This is a genomic window from Geothrix oryzisoli, assembly GCF_022808865.1.
Lineage (GTDB): Bacteria > Acidobacteriota > Holophagae > Holophagales > Holophagaceae > Geothrix > Geothrix oryzisoli.
Genome location: NZ_JAKZLB010000003.1, coordinates 1 through 18,195, shown reverse-complemented (window position 1 = coordinate 18,195; position 18,195 = coordinate 1). Strand labels below are relative to the sequence as shown.

Annotated in this window: 14 protein-coding genes and 1 rRNA gene; 2 read left to right on the top strand and 13 right to left on the bottom strand. The window is 68.9% G+C overall.

What is annotated here, in order from left to right; genetic code table 11:
* Positions 1-35: 35 nt before the first annotated feature.
* Positions 36-1,949, bottom strand: a complete 1,914-nt coding sequence (locus MLE43_RS08105) for a CxxxxCH/CxxCH domain c-type cytochrome (protein WP_243303140.1) — start codon at positions 1,947-1,949, stop codon at positions 36-38.
* A 360-nt stretch (positions 1,950-2,309) separates the two neighbouring features.
* On the opposite strand from MLE43_RS08105, the gene MLE43_RS14845 reads away from it, so the two are divergent.
* A complete protein-coding gene (locus tag MLE43_RS14845) occupies positions 2,310-5,231 on the top strand; it encodes a sensor histidine kinase (RefSeq protein WP_275976142.1) in 2,922 nt (973 codons plus the stop codon).
* On the top strand, positions 5,228-5,872 hold the full coding sequence (locus MLE43_RS08090; protein WP_243303139.1) for a response regulator: 645 nt from the start codon (positions 5,228-5,230) through the stop codon (positions 5,870-5,872). Before MLE43_RS14845 ends, MLE43_RS08090 begins: the two co-directional genes overlap by 4 nt.
* A 12-nt stretch (positions 5,873-5,884) precedes the next feature.
* Here MLE43_RS08090 and MLE43_RS08085 read toward each other — a convergent pair whose 3' ends face one another.
* The 12 genes from MLE43_RS08085 to rrf form a co-directional block, all read right to left on the bottom strand.
* The gene (locus tag MLE43_RS08085) at positions 5,885-6,214 is read right to left on the bottom strand and encodes a DMT family protein (protein ID WP_243303137.1); all 330 of its coding nucleotides are present in this window, start codon (positions 6,212-6,214) and stop codon (positions 5,885-5,887) included.
* Positions 6,215-6,407: 193 nt separating this feature from the next.
* Positions 6,408-9,059 (bottom strand): response regulator, encoded by a 2,652-nt coding sequence (locus MLE43_RS14840; protein WP_275976141.1) that lies wholly within the window; start codon positions 9,057-9,059, stop codon positions 6,408-6,410.
* 60 nt (positions 9,060-9,119) lie between these two features.
* The gene (rny, locus tag MLE43_RS08070; protein WP_243303134.1) at positions 9,120-10,760 is read right to left on the bottom strand and encodes a ribonuclease Y; all 1,641 of its coding nucleotides are present in this window, start codon (positions 10,758-10,760) and stop codon (positions 9,120-9,122) included.
* Between the two features lie 225 nt (positions 10,761-10,985).
* Positions 10,986-11,345, bottom strand: a complete 360-nt coding sequence (locus tag MLE43_RS08065) for a cell division protein ZapA (RefSeq protein WP_243295463.1) — start codon at positions 11,343-11,345, stop codon at positions 10,986-10,988.
* Positions 11,342-11,578 (bottom strand): cell division protein ZapB, encoded by a 237-nt coding sequence (zapB, locus tag MLE43_RS08060; RefSeq protein ID WP_243303132.1) that lies wholly within the window; start codon positions 11,576-11,578, stop codon positions 11,342-11,344. The genes MLE43_RS08065 and zapB overlap by 4 nt, the downstream gene beginning before the upstream one ends.
* A gap of 19 nt (positions 11,579-11,597) precedes the next feature.
* Positions 11,598-13,520 (bottom strand): phenylalanine--tRNA ligase subunit beta, encoded by a 1,923-nt coding sequence (locus MLE43_RS08055; RefSeq protein ID WP_243303130.1) that lies wholly within the window; start codon positions 13,518-13,520, stop codon positions 11,598-11,600.
* Positions 13,520-14,590 (bottom strand): phenylalanine--tRNA ligase subunit alpha, encoded by a 1,071-nt coding sequence (gene pheS, locus MLE43_RS08050; protein ID WP_243303129.1) that lies wholly within the window; start codon positions 14,588-14,590, stop codon positions 13,520-13,522. Before pheS ends, MLE43_RS08055 begins: the two co-directional genes overlap by 1 nt.
* Before the next feature lie 81 nt (positions 14,591-14,671).
* Positions 14,672-15,019: a 50S ribosomal protein L20 gene (gene rplT, locus MLE43_RS08045; protein ID WP_243288481.1), complete on the bottom strand. Its 348-nt coding sequence runs from the start codon at positions 15,017-15,019 to the stop codon at positions 14,672-14,674.
* A gap of 191 nt (positions 15,020-15,210) precedes the next feature.
* The gene (gene rpmI, locus MLE43_RS08040) at positions 15,211-15,414 is read right to left on the bottom strand and encodes a 50S ribosomal protein L35 (RefSeq protein WP_243303127.1); all 204 of its coding nucleotides are present in this window, start codon (positions 15,412-15,414) and stop codon (positions 15,211-15,213) included.
* 10 nt (positions 15,415-15,424) lie between these two features.
* Positions 15,425-15,988, bottom strand: coding sequence for a translation initiation factor IF-3 (gene infC / locus MLE43_RS08035; protein WP_257306032.1), 564 nt, complete (start codon positions 15,986-15,988; stop codon positions 15,425-15,427).
* 95 nt (positions 15,989-16,083) lie between these two features.
* A complete protein-coding gene (gene thrS / locus MLE43_RS08030) occupies positions 16,084-17,997 on the bottom strand; it encodes a threonine--tRNA ligase (protein WP_243303125.1) in 1,914 nt (637 codons plus the stop codon).
* 80 nt (positions 17,998-18,077) lie between these two features.
* A 5S ribosomal RNA gene (gene rrf / locus MLE43_RS08025) occupies positions 18,078-18,193 on the bottom strand.
* Positions 18,194-18,195 lie beyond the last annotated feature (2 nt).

The following is an 18,195-nucleotide window of genomic DNA, read 5'->3' as shown; positions in this document are numbered from 1 at the left end:
AGGCTCCTGTGGGAGGTTGAAAGGGCCGAAAGAGATCAGTTCCAGGTGTTGTTGGCGGTGGCGTGATCCTGGGTGTGGCAGGTCAGCGCACAGCCGCCGCGCCCCTGGGTCGAGGCCGTGACGGTGTAGGTGAGGGCCCCCGTGGCCGGAGTGGCGCCACCCCCGAACTTGATGGTGTCGCTGGGGTACTGGTCGGAGGGGCTGCCCGTGGGGGCGCCGCTGACGGCCGTGGTGTCCAGGTACTTGAAGTGGTTTTGCGCGCCGGGTTTCGCCACCGTCATGTCGTGGCAGTAGTCGCAGGTCTGGTTGTGGTTGTTCGGGTTGTTGTGGCGGCCCGTGGCGCCGTTGTACTGGGTGGCCGTGGAAGCGATCTTGTGGCAGGCCAGGCAGTAGGTGGTGGCGTTCGCCGTGAGGCTCCCCGTCTGCCAGTTGGGCGTGGTCTGGCCGCCATGGCAGCTCACGTTGGAACAGGTGAGCGCCGCGGGGCTGAACCCCGCCCCACCCGACTGGGCATTGAAGGTGGCCACCATGGCCACCGGGGCCGGGGAGACCGGCTGGGAGACCCGGGCGTTGGCGCTGTTGTAGTGCGTCAGGCTGCCCGCGCCGACGCCGTTGTGGCAGGTGGTGCAGGTCAGGGCGGTGCGAAGCCCCAGGTGCTTGGCGTGGGCCCCGGCGAGGCTCGGGAAGGCGGTGCCCGTGGGGCCGGATGGCAGGCCAGCCGCGCCCACGTGGCAGGAGAGGCAGGTTCCCGGACCCTTGCCGGCGTCCAGGGGCGAGGCGGCCTGATGGCAGGTGGCGCAGAGGGGTGCTCCCGACACGGGGGAGGCGCCGGCCACGGCATGGCAGGTCGCGCAGTTCGCCGTGAACTGGGCCTGGGTCACCGTGGTGTGGGTGGTGTCCGTGAAGGGAATGGGGTGGTTGGGCGCGGCGGGGCCGCTGGAATGGCAGCCGACCGCGCCGTGGGCTCCGTTGTCGTACGTGGCCGAGTAGCAGCTCGGGGCCGTGGCCAGGGGCGCCGTACGGCCCTTGGTGAGGCCGTCGTGGCAGGCGTCGCAGGCGCCCAGATTGCCTGCGTTGCGGTGGGAGGGCACATAGCCCGGGAAGGTCTGGACCGGAGCCTGGTACCAGGTGGTGGGGTGGGCGAAGGCCGCCGTATGGCAGGAGGAGCAGGCCGTCGCGGCGGTGCCGCCATCGAATGTCGGCGTGCCTGGCGTCCCATGGCAGCTCTGGCAATAGCCCAGATCCTTCTTCGCCTCGAGGCCGTGGAAGGCGCTGCTCGTCGCGTCCGTCCAGATCGCGCCGAGCGGATGGGGCGCCCCGGCGTTCGCGTGGCACAGCGTCGCGTTGTAGCACCCAGGCTGAGTGCCGGCCGGGGCAGGCGCGGCGGGATGGCCGGCAGGGTTGGCGGAGGAGCCCGGATAGTGGCACTGGGCACAGACCGCCGCGTTGGAAGGATCCGTGGTCGTGTGCGTATGCGGGGATCCTGCGGAGAGGCGCCACGGCTTGGGGGAGTGCGGCGCCTGGACCCCGTGGCAGGTCACACAGGCATTGGCAGCACCGCCGCCGGTGAAGTCCTTCCCATGGCAGACCTGGCAGGACGCCAGGCTCCCGCCCGAGGGCCCGGCCGCCAGTTTCGCCCGCAGGCCGTGGATGTCGGCATTCGCCCAACCCGGCTGGGTGCCGTGGTGGCAGGCCGACGTCATGCAGGACGGCACCCCGCTGCCCACCTTCAGCACCGTCAGTTCATGACACTTGGCGCAGCTGCCCAGATCGGCCAGGGCTTTCCCGGGATGGTCGCCCATCCAGCCTGCCAGGTGGTAGTTCCCGTAGTACTGGACGGCATCCTGGGCGCCCTTCCCGCTCCCGCATCCGATCAAGGCCATGGCCAGGATGAGGGTTGCGAGGAGAAGGCCGGACGGTCCATGCATCCGGGCTGAGGCTCCGTTCATGTCTGCTCCTCGGAGAAACAGCGGATCCCTGCAGAGGGAGAGGACTGGAATCGGTGGGGATGGGCCCCAGGTAGGCCCGCCGCCGGACGCGGGGCGTGGATCGTCCAAGCGACTGCCGTCAAACCGCTTATAAACAGGTGGCCCCGAACGTCAAGGGCCGCGGGACTGGGTGAATTGGAACCTACGGTCCCACGAGGGCCCGCGGCTGTCGATACACCTAAATTTTTTAGTTTTTAAGCCTTTGGACCTAGCCTCCTCGTTGCCCGCGGGACAGGGATGGCCTAAGCTTCTGCATCCATGATCATGCGATGGACAGGATTCCACCGCCTCTGCGGGGGCCGGGCTGGATGGCGTCATGCCATGGCTCTGTCGCTCTGGGCGATCCTTGCCGGTTCAGCCGCGGGCCAGCCTGCGCCTCCGCCGGAGCCGCACCCCGAGATCCACCGGATCTGGCGCGGCGAGTCGGGACTGGCCCAGGACACGGCCACCGCCCTCCTGGAGACCCGGGACGGGTTCCTGTGGGTCGGCACGGAGGACGGCCTGATCCGGTTCGATGGGGCCCGGTTCGACCGCTTCTCCCGAACCGACGCGCCGGTCTTCTCCCACGATGACGTGCGCTGCCTGGCCGAGACTCCAGATGGCAGCCTTTGGATCGGCACCTCGCAGCCCGGCCTCTTCCGCCTGAAGAACGGCAGCTTCAGTGCCCTCGGCCCGGCGGAGGGCCTCCCGGACAGCCCCATCCTCCGCCTGCTGGCCGATGCCCAGGGCACCCTCTGGGCGGCTCCCTCCGAGGGCCCCCTGCTCCGCCTGGTCGGGGAGCACTTCGAGCCCGTCCCCTGCGACGCGGCCCGTCTCCGGATCCAGGCCATGGCTGCCGATCGCGAGGGCACCCTCTGGATCGGCACGGCCGGCTCCGGACTCTGGCGCCTCCAGGACCGGCGGCTGGCGCTGGTCACCCTCTCGGCCGGGGACATCACGGCCCTGGAAGTGGACGCCGCCGGAACGGTATGGGTGGGGACCCGGACCCAGGGCCTGCTCACCCTGGTGGAGGGCCAGCTGGAGCCCTCGGCCTTGACCCGGGCCCTTCCGGCCCGGTCCATCACCTCGCTCCGCGCGGACCGGGGCGGCGGGCTCTGGATCGGCACCGAACAGACGGGCCTGTTCCACCGGAGCGCCGAGGGCCGCCTCGCGACGGTGCCCGACGGGCCGCAGTCCCGGTGGACGGTGCTCTGCCTCCTGGAGGATCGGGCGGGCACGCTGTGGGTGGGCAGCGAGGACCGGGGCCTGCACGCCACCTACGCGGTGCCGTTCCAGGCCGTGACGACGAGGGGGCCCGAACCTGAAGAGGCCGCCCGGATGGTCTGCCAGGATGCCGGGGGCACGCTGTGGTGCCTCACCGGGGACCAGTCTCTCGGCCAGGTCCGCGAGGGCCGCATCCAGCCGGTGAGCATCGGGGGATCCCCAGGCCCCGGCGCCATCTCCGCCATGTGGCCCCGCCGGAACGGGGGACTCTGGCTCGGAACCCGGGGGGGCGGGTTGTCCGTCCTGGACGGCGGAAGGGCCCAGCGTGTGGCCTGGCCCGGGGGCCTCCAGCCGGAAAGCATCCTCTCGCTCTACGAGGACCCCGCCGGCACCCTGTGGGTTGCCACCCCCCGCCAGGGCGTGCTGAAGCTCCCGCCCGACGGGTCTCCCCAGGTCTACCCCATGGCCCGGGGCGTGGCCGCCATGGCCGGGGGCGGCTCCGCCCCCCTCTACCTGGCCAGCCTCTCCCAGGGCCTCGGGGTCCTGGACGGCCAGGGCCTGCACTGGTTCGGCCCCGCCCAGGGACTGGGATCCGCCGGCGCCCAGGCCCTGCACCTGGACGCGGAAGGCCGGCTCTGGGTCGGCACCGCCGATGGCCTGCGCCTCTTCCAGAACGGCTCCTTCCGCGGGTTCGCCAGCCCAGAGGGACTGTTGAATACCGGCATCCACGCCATCCTGGAGGACCCGGACCAGAACCTCTGGCTCAGCACCAGCCAGGGCGTGCTCCGGGTGCCCCGGGCGGCCCTGGTGGAGGGCCTTCCCGCTTCCGGCCCCTCCCCACTCGCCACCTTCGATCATCGGGACGGCCTGCCGGCCCGTGAGACCCACGGGGGGCCCCAGCCCGCCGCGTGGCTGACCCGTGAAGGTGAGATCTGGATCCCCACCAGCCGGGGCATGGCCCACGCGGACAGCCGCCGCCTGCCGGTTCCCCGGCCGCCCCTGAAGCTGCGCCTGGTGAAGGTGCTGAGCGACGAAGCGCCGCTTCCGATCCAAGGCCCCATCGAGCTGGCACCCGGCAGCCACCGGCTGGAGATCCACTACACCGGCATCAGCCTCACCGGCGCCGAGAAAGTGCGCTTCCGGTACCGCCTGGAGGGGATCGATTCAGGCTGGAACGAGGCGGGGGACCGGCGGTTCGCGTCCTACTCGAACCTGCCCCCGGGCGCCCGGCGCTTCATCCTCCAGGCCTGGCGGCCGGGGGAGGACGCCCCTCCCCAGGAAGTGACTCTGGAGGTCGCCGTCCAGCCCTTCTTCCATCAGCGCCCGGTGTTCTGGTTCCTGTGCGCCGCGGGCGCCGGGCTGTTCGGATGGTGGCTGCTGCGCCTCCGCCTCCAGCAGCTGGAGGCTCGTTCCGCCGTGCTCGACGAACGCAACCGCATGGCCCGGGAGATCCACGACCACCTGGCCCAGGGCTTCACCGGCGTCCTGCTTCAGCTCGAAGCGGCCGAGAGCCGGCTGGCCCGCATGCAGGGCGATCCCGAACCGGTCCTCACGCGCCTCGGTCATGCCCGCGAGCTCGCCGCGGCCAGCCTCCAGGAGGCCCGGCGATCCGTCATGGCCCTGAGCCCCCGCAAGCCGGAAGGGACCGACCTGCTGGGATCCATCCGCATCCTGTCCGACCGCCTCCTCGCCGGCACGGGCATCCGGGTGGAGCTGGCCCAGACCGGCGAGCCCCGACGCCTCGACCACCGGCTGGAGGAGGAGCTGCTCCGCATGGCCCAGGAGGCCCTCACCAACGCCCTCCGCCACGGCAAGGCACAATGGGTGCGCGTGACCGTCCAGCACGGGAGCCGCCAAGTCGGCCTCTGCGTCGAGGATGACGGCCGGGGCTTCGATCCCGCTTCCAAAGCGGCGGGCTATGGTCTTCGCAGCATCCGTGAAACCCTTAGGCAACTCCGCGGCCGCATCGACATTGACAGTGGACCGGGCCGGGGAACCCGCATCACCATCATCCTGCCCCTCCGGAGGTGGCTCCCATGACCGCAATCCCTTCCGCTCCGATCCGCCTGCTCATCGTCGACGACCACCCGGTGGTGCGGGATGGCCTGGTCGCCATCCTCCATCAGGCCGAGCCCGACCTCGAGGTGGTCGGCGAAGCCGGCGACGGCAAAGAGGCCGTGGCGACCTGGCGGACCCTGCGCCCCACGGTCACCATCATGGACCTCCAGCTGCCCGGACAGTCGGGCGTGGAGGCCATCGCCGCCATCCGGCGGGAGGATCCGGATGCCCGCGTGCTGGTGCTGACGACCTTCGATGGCGATGCCGACATCCAGCGCGCCCTGGAGGCCGGGGCCCGGGGGTATCTGCTGAAGAACATGCGGCGGGGCACCCTCATCGAGGCCGTCCGGGCGGTGGCCGCAGGCCAGCGGTACCTGCCGCCCGCCACGGCGGCACGGCTGGTGGAGGGCATGGAATCCGAGCGCCTCACCGCCCGGGAGCTGGATGTGCTGCGCCTCCTGGCTGAAGGCCAGAGGAACCGGGAGATCGCGGAGGCCCTGGGGCTGGCCGAGCCCACCGTGAAGATCCACGTCAACAACCTGCTGCGGAAGCTCCAGGTGAAGGACCGCACCGAGGCGGCCATGGTCGCCCTGCGCCGGGGCATCATCCACATGAACCGCTGAACCGCCGACCTCCTAGCGGCGGAACGTGAAGAAGACGGCGCCCACCAGGCAGAGCCCTGCCCACAGGTGGTTGAGGTGCAGCCGCTCGCGCATCCAGGCCACCGTGAACACGGCGAAGACCAGGAGCGTCACCACCTCCTGGATCACCTTCAGCTGGGGCAGGCTGAAGCGTCCGTAGCCGATGCGGTTGGCGGGCACCATGAGGCAGTACTCGAAGAAGGCGATGCCCCAGCTGGCCAGGATCGCGATCCAGAGCGGACTGTCCCGGTGGTGCTTCAGGTGTCCGTACCAGGCAAAGGTCATGAAGATGTTGCTGAGGACGAGAAGGATGACGGTTCTCATCGGCCACCCTCCGAAGCCACCGCGACCGGATTTGAGGCCTGAGCCCGCAGGGCGAAGAGGATGTTGCTGAGGACGAGAAGGATGACGGTTCTCATCGGCCACCCTCCGAAGCCACCGCGACCGGATTTGAGGCCTGAGCCCGCAGGGCGAAGAAGACGTTGCTGAGGATGAGCAGCAGGACCGTGCGCATGATTCAGCTTTGCAGGCTGTCCTGGATCTTGGCCAGCAGTTCCCTGGGGCCATAGGGTTTCTGGATGAACCCCTTCAGACCCTTGCCCATGAAGCGGCCCATGGCCTCGACCTCGTTGTAGCCCGAGCTCAGGACGACGCGGATGTCGGGCTGGAGCCGCCGCATCTCGCGGAAGGCCTCCTCGCCGCCCATTCGGGGCATGGTCATGTCCAGGAGGACGAGCCCGATGTCCCCGCCCCGGGTCCGCACCAGGTCCACGGCCTCCTGGCCGTCCTGGGCCTCCAGCACCTGGAATCCCTTCGCCTCCAGCGCCTGTCGGGCCACGATCCGCACGGTCTCATCGTCGTCCACCACCAGGACGAGGCCGTGGCCGGCCCACGGGGAATCCTCGAGCTGCGCGGTTCCCGGCTCGGTCACCACGCCCAGGGCCGGCAGCAGCACCTTGAAGGTGGTGCCGTGGCCCACCTCCGAGTAGACGCGCAGGGCCCCCTTGTGGCCGCGGACGATGCCCATGATGGCGGACAGACCCAGGCCCCGACCCGTGAACTTGGTCGTGAAGAAGGGCTCGAAGATCCGGCTGACCGTGTCGCTATCCATGCCACACCCGGTGTCGGCCACCTCCAGGTACACATAGGCGCCCGCGGGCACATCCTGGCCCACCAGCATGGTGCGGGCGGCGGCCTCGTCCACATGCTGGGCGCCCGTCGTGAGCGTGATCGTGCCGGAGGATTCCCCGATGGCCTCCGCCGCGTTGATCACCAGGTTCATGATCACCTGCTGGACCTGGGAGGCATCCGCCGAGACGGCCGGCAGTCCCTTCTTCAGCCGGAGGTTGAGCACCACGGTCTTCGGCAGGCTCACCTCCAGCAGGTGGAGCATCTCCTCCACCTGGACGCTGAGATCCAGGTTCCGCACCTCGAACCGTCCCCGCCCTGAATAGGCCAGCATCTGGCGGGTCAGGTCCGCGGCCCGCTGGCCCGCCTTCTGGATGGCCTCCAGGTTGCGCATGGCCGGGTGCAGGGGGCTGAGCTGGTCCAGCGCCAGGCCGGCGTGTCCCAGGACTCCCATGAGCAGGTTGTTGAAGTCGTGGGCGATGCCGCCGGCCAGGACCCCCAGGCTCTCCATCTTCTGGGCCTGGAACAGCTGGCGCTCGAGCGTCGCGCGCTCCTCCTCGGCCCGCTTCTGGTCCGTGAGGTCCCGGATCACGGCGTGGTAGACGTGCCGCGATCCCAGGACGTACTGGGTGATGGCCACGTCGCAGGGGATCGGCCGGCCGCTCGCATGGAGGAAGGTCCACTCGAACCGGTTGCGGAGACCGGCCTTCACCTCGGCCAGGAGGGCCATGGCGGCCTCCCGGCTCGGGATTCCCGAGGGCTGCAGGGCCGGACTCAGCTGGGTCGGATCGACGCCCAGCAAGCTCTGTCCCGGCTGCCCGAACAGGTCCACGGCGGCCCTGTTCACAGCCAGGATCAGGCCGCGGGCCAAGAGGGCGGTGGGATCCGGCGACTGCTCGAACAGCAGCCGGAACCGGGTCTCCTGGGCCTCCAGCGCCTTCCGGGCATGCAGGCGGGTCAGCGCCAGGCCGGCGTTTTCCGCCAGGCTCTGGAGGGCTTCGAACTGCTCCTCGGAGATCGCGATGTGCCCCTGATCCCCGAAGGACCCACCACTGAGGGATCCCATCACGGTCCCTTCATGGGCCAGGGGCACCCCCAACCAGGTGCGGAGCGGTCCGGGCCAGGTCTCCCGTTCCGGGCGGGCCGGGAGATCCTCCCAGCGCCGGATGTGGACGGCCTTCTGCCGGAGGTGGATCCGCTCGAGAATGGGGTCTCCCTCCACGAAGTCGGGCCGGCGGATGGCCTCGATCGCGCCGAAGGCCTCCACACCGGGGGTCCAATGGGTGGTGCGGCAGGTGCGGGTGGAGGGCTCGAACCGGTTGAACCACCACTCCGGCAGGGGGACGAGCCGGGCCGCCCACTGGAACAGCAGGGCGATCAGGACATCCTCATCCGCGACTTCCGACAGATCATGCACGGCCCGGGCCAGGTCCCGGAACAGCAGCGCCGTTTCGGCCAGACGGGCTTCCACCTGGAAGCGCTCGAGCCCCAGGGCGGCCACTCGGGCCAGCCCCTGGACGACAGCCCGCAGGTCCTCCCCGGCCTGGAACCCCTCCGCGCCCCGGCCGGCGGCGGCGAAGAGCACCCCTGAGATGCGCCCCTCGAACTCCAGGGGGACGCCCAGCAGCCCCCACACGTCCGTGGTCTCCAGGAAGGCGGGGGGCACCATCCCGGGCGAGGCCGTGACATCGGCCACCCAGCACGGCCGGTGGTGGCCGAGGACCTCCCGCATCATCCCGGTGTCGAAGAAGGAGCGGCCGGAGGCCCGGAACGCGGCCTCCAGGCGTGGGTCCAACGCAGGTGTCGAGGCAGCCAGCTCCAACCGCTTCTGGCCCTCCTGAACCGTGACCAGGCTCAGGATCCACTGGGCGCCGGGCTGGGCTTCCGCGGCGCGGCCGAGCAGCACCCGGAAGACTTCGTCCCGGGTGCGGGCCAGACTCAGGGCGTAGACCCCCTCTGCCAGGTGGCGGTGAAGCTCGGCCGTCCCGGCTGCCTCAGGGGAGCCGGGGGGATCGGAGGGCTGGGGCGCGTGCGAGTCCAAGGCTGATACCAGACCATGCAGAGATTGGGATGCATGGACTGTATCAGACGCGAACCATTCCTACCGGGCGATTTCCACCGCGCGCAGCTCCCGCATGACCGTGACCTTGATCTGGCCGGGATACTGCATCTCGGATTCGATGCGGCGGCTGACATCCTTGGCGATCCAGTAGGCCTGGTCGTCGTTGACCGAGCCCGCGTCCACCAGGATGCGGATCTCGCGGCCCGCCTGCATGGCGTAGCTCTTCTGGACGCCCTTGTAGCTGCCCGCGATCTCCTCCAGCTTCTCGAGGCGCTTGACGTAAGTCTCCATCATCTCGCGGCGGGCGCCGGGGCGGGCGGCGCTGAGAGCGTCGGCGGCCGTGATGAGCATGGCCTCCACCGTGCGGGGCTCGAAGTCCCCGTGGTGGCAGCTCATGGCGTGGATGACCTCTTCCTTCTCCCCGTAGCGCTGCATGAGCTGCATGCCGATCTCGATGTGGGTGCCCTCCACCTCGCGGTCGATGGCCTTGCCGATGTCGTGGAAGAGCCCGGCGCGCCGCGAGAGACGGGCGTCCGCGCCCATCTCCCCGGCCATGTACTCGGCGATGCGGGCCACTTCCTTCGTGTGCTCCAGCACGTTCTGGCCGTACGAGGTCCGGTAGTTCAGGCGGCCCACCAGCTTGTGCAACTTGGGATGGACATCCGGGAAGCCCAGCTCGATGCAGGCGGCCTCGCCGATCTCCTTGAGGTGCTGGTCCATGTCGACCTTGACCTTCTCCACCACCTCCTCGATGCGGGCGGGGTGGATGCGGCCGTCCGCCAGCAGCTTGAGGATGGCCTGCCGGGCCACCTCGCGGCGGATGGGATCGAAGCTGGAGACCACGATGCTCTCCGGCGTGTCGTCCACGATGAGGTCGCAGCCCGTGGCCTTCTCCAGCGCGCGGATGTTGCGCCCCTCCCGGCCGATGATGCGGCCCTTGAGGTCGTCGCTGGGCAGCTGGACCGAGCTCACGGACTGCTCGGCCACCACATCGGACGCCACCCGCTGGATGGCCGCGCCGATGGTCCAGCGGGCCTTCTTGGCGGCCTCCTCCTGGGCTTCCTCATCGATGCGCCGCACCAGCTTGGCGGCATCCATCTTGGCGGCGTATTCAAGCTGGGAGATCAGCTCCTTCTTGGCGTCCTCGCGGGTGAGGCCGGCCACCTCCTCCAGCCGCCGGGCCTGGGCCTCCACCAGCTGCCTGGCCTCGGCCTGCTGGGCCTCCAGCTTCTCCAGCTCGGCTTTGCGCTTCTCGGTCAGGCCCTCGAGATCCTTGGTCTTCTGCTCCACCTGCTGGAGCTTCTTGTCCAGGCCCTCCTCCTTGGACTGGAGGCCCGTCTCCTTCGACTGGAGGCGCTGCTCCTGCTTCTCCAGGTTGGCCTGGCGCTCGGCCAGCAGCTTCTCCGCCTCCTGCCGGGCATGGAGCGCCTGCTCCTTGGCCTTCAGATCGGATTCCTTGCGGAGGGCCTCCGCCTCCTGCTCGCCCCGCTCCCGGAGGCGCTGGGCCTCCCGCTTGGCTTCTTCCAGCAGCTTCTCGCGCTGGACCTTGATGTCGGCCTCGGCGCGGGTATGCGCCTGCGAGGCCTCCACGGTGGCCTTCTGGGCCCGCAGGGCCATCAGGAGTCCGACACCGGCCGCGGCAAAGAAGAGGAGGAGAAAAATCCAGCTGATCAGGTTCATGGGCGACTCCAGGGAATTGGGATCCGAAGAGCCACCAGCACCAGAATGTGAAAGAAGATCCCCGCTCAGTCGTGGAGGCTTGCCGAGTTCCCTAGCTGGTAGGGGGGAGTCCAGGATCCCTGGCTAAGGCGCGCCGACGCGCGGAACGCACAGGACAGGGGGAAGGTCTCCCAGGTCGACTTACGGAACAAGCGCTTGGCCATGATCACGGGCCTCGCAGGGAAATCAGTCTCCGTCCTCGTCGAGGAAGGGCACGGGGGCGGAAGGTTCGTCCGGAACATCGTTCAGCAACTTCGAAAGAGTCTGTTCCAGGTTCTGGGTGTGCTGGTTGGCTTCCTGCTCGAGACGCGCCACACGGTGCGCCAGGTTCAGGGCGCCCAGGAGGTACCAGGACGGAGTGTCGAGGCCCTTCGGGACGCTCCCCCATCTTAGCTGGCATTGCGAGTCCATGTCGCGGAAGGTGTCCTCCAGGATCCGCACCGCCGCCGCCAGGGTCTCGGGCCGGTCCGTCTGGACCTGGAGCTCCCGCCCCAGGACCGACACGGTGGCGGCCCGGATCCCCGGCAGGGGTGGCTGGGACTTCATCCCAGGGCCTCCAGAGCCTGCAGGATGGCGGCGACCTGGGCCTTCACCGCCTCGCGGTCCTTCTCCAGGGCGGTCTTCTCGGCCTGGGCCTCCTCCAGCCGGGCCCGGAGGGACTGGAGCTCCTGGTCCCCGACCGCCCCGGCGGCCTTCAGCGCATCCAGCTCTTCCTTCAGCTGGTTGCGCTGCTGCACCAGGGCATGCATCTTCGATTCGAGTTGTTTGAGCAGGTCCATGGATCCCTCTGAGGCGATTCTACGCCCGGAGCCTGGCGCCGAGGCCCTCGGCCGCGGCCAGGGCCGAAGCCATCCAGCCATCGACCTCGGTGCCCACCAGGGTCCGATCCGCCTGGAAGCGCAGGCGCATCAACCAGGCCTGGCGGCCTTCGGGCAGGCTCTTGTGGCGGAACACATCCACGCAGCGCAGATCCTGGAGCGCCTCCGCCGGCAGGGCCGCCCGCATGACCGCCACCAGAGCGTCGTGGGACTGGCCCAGGTCCACGAGGAGGGACAGGTCCCGCTCCACCGCGGGGAAGCGGCTGAAGGGGCGGAAGGCCGGAATGATCCGCGCGCCGGCCTCGGGCAGGGCCGAGACGGGGACCTCGAACCCGAAGAGCCCCTCGCTCAGGGAGTGGATCTCGGGAACCGCGGCCAAGCCGAGGTCCCGGGCCATGCCGCTCAAATCCGCCTCCCGCACGGAGCGGGCGGGGCTCAGGTAGTCCTCCCCCCCCACGGTGCCACCCCAGACCAGGCCCAGGGTGAAGGCCTCCACGGGTCCCCGGGGGCCGCTGACATAGGTCGGCGCGACCTCGAAGAGGCGGATCTCCCGCGCGCCCTGGCGGAGGTTCTGCTCCGCGGCCGTCCGCAGGCTCGACAAGAGGGTTCCGCGCATCACGGAGTATTCCTGGCCCAGCGGATTGACCAGGGTGCGGCCCTCGGGGGCGTTGCCCGGTGCCGCGAAGGCGGCATCCGCCTCGGGACTGATGAACCCGTAGGTCACCGTCTGATGGAAACCCAGGTGGGCCAGGCGGTGGGCCAGGGCCTGACGCTGGAGGTAGCCCGGGGCCAGCGGCTGGGGCGGGCCCTCCAGGGGCGGGAGCACCGACCGGATGACCTCGTATCCGCGCAGGCGGAGGACCTCCTCGGCCAAATCCTCGGGAATGGTCAGGTCATGGCGCCAGCTGGGCGGCTGGACGGCCAGGACCTCCGGGCGCACCTCCACACGGCAACCCAGGCGCTGCAAGGCCTCGGCGGCCTCGCCCAGCGGAAGGGCTTCTCCGGCCACCCGGTCGAGCAGGGTCCCGGGGAGGAGCACCGGGTCGGCGGGCGCCGGGAGGGCCCCGGCGGTCCAGGCCCCTTCCAGGGTGGCGCCCGACCAGGCCTGGAGGCGCTCCACCAGGAGGTTTCGCGCCAGGGTCGCCATGGCCGGGTCCGCCCCCCGGCCAAAGCGGTGGGAGGCATCCGTGTGCAGGCTGTGGCGGCGTGCCGTGGCCCGGACGGTCTTCGGATCGAACCAGGCGCTCTCCAGCAGCACGCGCCGGGTGGCCTCGGTCACCTTGGTGCCGTCCCCGCCCATGACGCCGGCCATCGCGATGGGACCGGCCTCATCGGCGATGACGAGGTCCAGGGCCGTCAGGGTGCGGGTCACGCCATCCAGCGTCACCAGCGTCTCCCCGGCAACGGCCCAGCGCACCGAAACGGCGCCCTGGATGCGATCCGCATCGAAGGCGTGGGTGGGGTGGCCGTAGCGGAGCAGCAGCTCGTTGGAGGCATCCACCGCAGGCAGGCCCTTGGCCGAGGCCTCCAGGGCCCGCAGGAAGCACTGGGCCTCCGGCGGAGTGGCGCCCTTCCCCAGGCCCAGAAGGGCTGTGGCATAGAGGGGGCAGGCCGGGCTCTCCAGGCGCACCGGCACCTTCGGTGCGCCCTCGGTGACGGGCGGCGGCGCGAGGGGCGTGAGGGGCTGCTGCAGCTTCGCCGCCACCTCCCGGGCCATGCCGCGGTGGGACATGGCATCACCGCGGTTGGCGGTGATGTCCACGTCCAGCACCTCCGTGCCTTCCCGGGAGGCGACACCATCCACGGGAAAGCCCAGGGCAGCCAGCAACTCGCAGAGCTGGCGCGTGTCCAGGCCGGCGGCAGCGGGGACTTCGGCGGCGAGGGCCTTGCGTTCAATCCACATCAGTCGAGTCCTCCCATGGTCCCGAGGAAGCGCTGGTCGTTCTCGAAGAACAGGCGCAGGTCTGGTGTCTGGCTCAGCATCATGGCCATGCGCTCGACCCCCATGCCGAAGGCCCAGCCCGACCACTCCGCCGGGTCGATGCCCGCGTAGCGGAGCACGTTCGGATGGAGGAGGCCCGCGCCCAGGATCTCCACCCAGCCCGAGCCTTTGCAGACCCGGCAACCTTTGGCCTCACACAGCGGGCAGCTCACATCCACCTCGCAGCCCGGTTCCACGAAGGGAAAGTACGAAGGCCGCAGGCGGATCTCCGTGTGGGGACCGAACAGGGCCCGCAGCGCGTATTCCAGCGTGCCCTTCAAGTGCTGCATGCCAATGTCGTGACCCACCAGCATGCCCTCCACCTGGTGGAACATGGGGCTGTGGGTGGGATCGATCTCATCCTTGCGGTAGACGCGGCCCGGGGCCAGGAAGCGGATGCCGCCGCGTGTCTCGAGGTCCGGCGCCACGCGGAGGAGCGTGCGCACCTGCACGGGGCTGGTGTGCGTGCGGAGCAGCAGCTCCGGATGGGCGGCCAGATAGAAGGTATCCGACGAGGCCTTCGCAGGGTGGTCCTCGGGGATGTTGAGGCCGTCGAAGTTGTGGGCCTCGGTCTCGACCTCCGGCCCCTCCTCCACGTGGAAGCCCAGGGGACGGAAGACCTCCACCAGGCGATCCATGAGGCGGTTCAGGGGATGGAGCGCACCCCGGGCCGGCACGGGCGGCGGCAGGGTGGGATCCCAGCGGGAAGCCAGATCATTCCGACCCTTCTTCTCTGCCTCCAGTTCCGCCTGGCGGGCCTTGAGGCCCTCCTCCCACTGCTGCTTGAGGCCGTTGATGGCGGCGCCCAAGTCGCGCTTCTGCTCCTTGGGCGCGGCCTTCAGCAGGTCCATGAGACGCGCGGCATGGCTGCCCTCGCGACCCACATACGCGCCCTTCAGGCGCAACAGGGCATCCAGGTCGCCGCAGGCGGCCAGCGCCTCCGGGAAGGCGCGGCCCGCCTCGAGAATCTCAGCTGGAAGCAGGTGGTCCATGAAGCCCTCTGGACAGGTGTCTCGAAACAAAGAAAGGCCGCTCACGCGGCCTTTCGGGTGTCTGCGATGGTTGCTTCGCGATCAGCCCTTGGCCACGGCCACGAGCTTGGTAAACGCTTCAGGATTGCGCACGGCGAGATCCGCGAGGATCTTGCGGTCCAGATCCACGGAAGCCTTCTTCAGGCCGCCCATGAACTTGGAGTAGCTGGTGCCGTTCTGCGTGCAGGCGGCGCTGATGCGCACCACCCAGAGGCGGCGGAAGTCACGCTTCTTGACCTTGCGGTCGCGGTAGGCGTAGCCGAGGGCCTTTTCGACGGCTTCCTTGGCGGAGCGGTACAGCCGCGACTTGGCGCCGTAGAAGCCCTTCGCGAACTTCATCATCCGCTTGCGGCGCTGGGCCCGCTTGAAACCACGTTTTACACGAGTCATATCGTTTCCTTTCCTCGAGGCAGCTCAGAACGAGCGTTTGAAGGCCTCATCGGGGGTGGCCTCAGCCACCGGGGTGAACCTTTGATCCTAAGACCTCGGGCCTTGGAGAACAAGCTTCGTGCAGGCTCGGCCTGCGCGAAGCGCGGGGACCAGGGGTGTGCGCGCAGCGCGGGGCCCCCTGACAACTTCAATCACGCGTAGGGCAGCATCGCCGCGACGGCCTTCTGGTCGGCCTTGGCCACCATCCCGCCCATGTCCAGCTGGCGCTTGCGCTTGGCCGTCTTCTTGGTCAGGATGTGGCGCTGGTGCGAGCAGCCCCGCTTGAACTTGCCGCCAGCGGTCTTCTTGAACCGCTTCTGGGCGCCCTTGTGGGTCTTGATCTTGTAACCGCTCATGGGTTCCTCGCTAGATTTGAGCTTCGGTGGCTGGGGTTTCGGGTGTGGCGGGCTTGGGTTTCTTGGGGGCCTTGGGCACTTCGATGATCCGGGGGGCGAGGATGGCGTGCATATCCCGGCCATCGATGCCGGCGCCCTTTTCGACGATGGCCTTGTCTCCGACCCGCTGGATGACTTCCTCGATGATCCGGTAGCCGATGTCGCGATGGACGACTTCACGCCCGCGGAACATGACCACCACCTTGACTTTGTCTTCTTCCTCCAGGAACCGCAGGATGTGCTTCACCTTGAAGTCGAAGTCGTGGTCATCGGTCTTGGGGCGGAACTTCACTTCCTTGACCACGATGTTCTTCTGCTTGGCTCGGGCCGCATGTTCCCGCTTCGCTTCCATGAACTTGTACTTGCCGTAGTCCATGATCCTGCAGACGGGCGGGTTGGCATTCCCGGCCACTTCCACCAGATCCAAACCGCGTTCTTCCGCGATCCGAATGGCCTGGTTGGGGGGCATCAAGCCGAGCTGTTCGCCATCTTCAGAAATGACGCGGACCTCGGGGGCCCGGATGCCGTCGTTGATGCGGGTCTCGTTCGGACGAATGGTTCCTCCCCTAGTTGCACAAGGACAAAAAGTCTACCACTTGGATGGATTCACGCCAAGCAAGGAAAACAGGCTCAGCGCTGTCGCTCCCGGACTTCGGCGGCCAGGGCCCCCAGGAAGGTGTCCAGGGGTTGCACCCCGAGGTCGCCCCGGTGGCGGTGCCGCACGGACACCGTGCCCGCCTCGGCCTCGCGGTCCCCGATCACCAGCATGTAGGGCACCTTGGCCAGCTGGGCCTCGCGGATCTTGGCCTTCAGGCTTTCGTTCCGGGCATCCAGCTCCGCCCGCAGGCCGAGTGCCTTCGCCCGGGCGGCCGCCTCCGTGGAAAAGGCGTTGGCGCGGTCGGTGATCGGCAGGATGGCCACCTGGACGGGGGCGAGCCAGGCCGGGAAGGCGCCGGCGGTGTGCTCCACCAGGATGCCCATGAAGCGCTCGAGGCTGCCCAGGATGGCCCGGTGCAGCATGACGGGGCGCCCCTCGGTGCCATCGGCCATCGTGTACTTCAGGTCGAAGCGCTCCGGCAGCATGTAGTCCACCTGGAGGGTGCCCAGCTGCCAGGGGCGCTTCAGGGCATCCAGGATCTGGAACTCGATCTTGGGGCCGTAGAAGGCGCCTTCGCCGGGATTGAGGGTGTAGGGCATGGCCGCCTCGTCCAGGGCCTCGCCCAGGGCGCGCTCGGCGGCGTCCCAGATCTCGTCCGAGCCCAGGCGCTTCTCGGGCCGGGTGGAGAGGGCCACGCGCATCCCCTCGAAGCCGAAGGTGTCATAGACCTCCTTCAACAGGGCCAGGAAGGCGGCCATCTCGGTCTTGATCTGCTCGGGCGCGCAGTAGATGTGGGCGTCGTCCTGGCAGAAGGTCCGCACGCGGGTGAGCCCGTGGGTCACGCCGCTGCGCTCGTAGCGGTGCAGGCGGCCGAAATCCGCGTACCGGATGGGCAGGTCGCGGTAGCTGTGCTTCTGGTTGCCAAACAGAATGCAGTGGCCCGGGCAGTTCATGGGCTTCAGCGCGTACTCCCGCTCTTCAGCGGTGGTGAAGTACATGTTCTCGGCGTAGTTCTCGTAGTGGCCGCTGGTCTTCCAGAGGGCGACATCCAGGACCTGCGGGGTGATCACCTCGTCGTACCCGTACTTGAAGTACAGCTCTCGCATGTAGGTCACCAGCTCGTTGTAGACCTGGGTGCCCTTGGGATGGAAGAAGGGGGAGGCAGGCGCCTCCGGGTGGAAGGAGTAGAGACCCAGCTCCTTGCCCAGCTTGCGATGGTCGCGGGCCTTGGCCTCCTCCAGGCGCTTCAGGTGCTCGTCGAGCTCCTTCTGAGTGTGGAAGGCCGTGCCGTAGATGCGGCTGAGCATCTGGTTCTTCTCGTCCCCCTTCCAGTAGGCGCCCGCGATGCTGAGCAGCTTGAAGGCCTTGAGCTTCGAGGTGTTCGGGACGTGGGGGCCGCGGCAGAGATCATAGAAATCACCCTGCTTGTAGCCGCTGATGATGTCCCCGGCCGGGATGCCGGACACGACCTCCACCTTGAGGGGCTCACCCATGGCCTGGAACCGGGCCACGGCGGCATCCCGCCCCAGATCCTCGCGCTCGACCTCGACGCCCTCGGCCACGATCTTCCGCATCTCGGCTTCGATGACCGGCAGATCCTCGGGGGTGAAGGGCTTCTCGACCCAGAAGTCGTAGTAGAACCCGTCCTCGATGGTCGGACCGATGCCCACCCGGGCCTCCGGATAGAGCCGCTTCACCGCATGGGCCAGGAGGTGGGCCGTGGAGTGGCGGATCAGCTCCAGGCTCTCCGGGGTCTTGCTGGTGACGATCTCGACCTTGGCGCCGTCGGCCAGGGGGGACTTCAGGTCCGCCAGGCGGCCATCCACCTTGATGGCCAGCGCGGCCTCCAGGAGGCGCGACCCGATGCCGGCCGCCAGATCGGTCCCGGTCGCACCCTCGGGCAGCTGCCGGAGAGAGTCGTCAGGAAGTCGAACCTCGATGGGCATGGGTTCCTCGAAATAGGAGAAGAATTTTATCAGTAAAACAGCTCCGGGCCATCAGTTGTGATGGCCCGGAGGGGATTTTAACGTCGCAGCGACCTACTTTTCCACGCCTGTGCGGCGCAGTATCATCGGCCCTCCAAGTCTTAACGGCCGTGTTCGGGATGGGAACGGGTGTGACCCTTGGGGAAAAGCCACGACGAA

Bases quoted from the DNA above. Each gene is read 5' to 3' on its own strand.
- zapB (WP_243303132.1), bottom strand. From the start codon at position 11,578: ATGGACCTGCTCAAACAACTCGAATCGAAGATGCATGCCCTGGTGCAG.
- MLE43_RS08090 (WP_243303139.1), top strand. From the start codon at position 5,228: ATGACCGCAATCCCTTCCGCTCCGATCCGCCTGCTCATCGTCGACGAC.
- MLE43_RS08105 (WP_243303140.1), bottom strand. From the start codon at position 1,949: ATGAACGGAGCCTCAGCCCGGATGCATGGACCGTCCGGCCTTCTCCTC.
- MLE43_RS08085 (WP_243303137.1), bottom strand. From the start codon at position 6,214: ATGAGAACCGTCATCCTTCTCGTCCTCAGCAACATCTTCATGACCTTT.
- rny (WP_243303134.1), bottom strand. From the start codon at position 10,760: ATGAACCTGATCAGCTGGATTTTTCTCCTCCTCTTCTTTGCCGCGGCC.
- pheS (WP_243303129.1), bottom strand. From the start codon at position 14,590: ATGGACCACCTGCTTCCAGCTGAGATTCTCGAGGCGGGCCGCGCCTTC.
- MLE43_RS14845 (WP_275976142.1), top strand. From the start codon at position 2,310: ATGGCTCTGTCGCTCTGGGCGATCCTTGCCGGTTCAGCCGCGGGCCAG.
- rpmI (WP_243303127.1), bottom strand. From the start codon at position 15,414: ATGAGCGGTTACAAGATCAAGACCCACAAGGGCGCCCAGAAGCGGTTC.
- MLE43_RS08065 (WP_243295463.1), bottom strand. From the start codon at position 11,345: ATGAAGTCCCAGCCACCCCTGCCGGGGATCCGGGCCGCCACCGTGTCG.
- rplT (WP_243288481.1), bottom strand. From the start codon at position 15,019: ATGACTCGTGTAAAACGTGGTTTCAAGCGGGCCCAGCGCCGCAAGCGG.
- thrS (WP_243303125.1), bottom strand. From the start codon at position 17,997: ATGCCCATCGAGGTTCGACTTCCTGACGACTCTCTCCGGCAGCTGCCC.
- MLE43_RS08055 (WP_243303130.1), bottom strand. From the start codon at position 13,520: ATGTGGATTGAACGCAAGGCCCTCGCCGCCGAAGTCCCCGCTGCCGCC.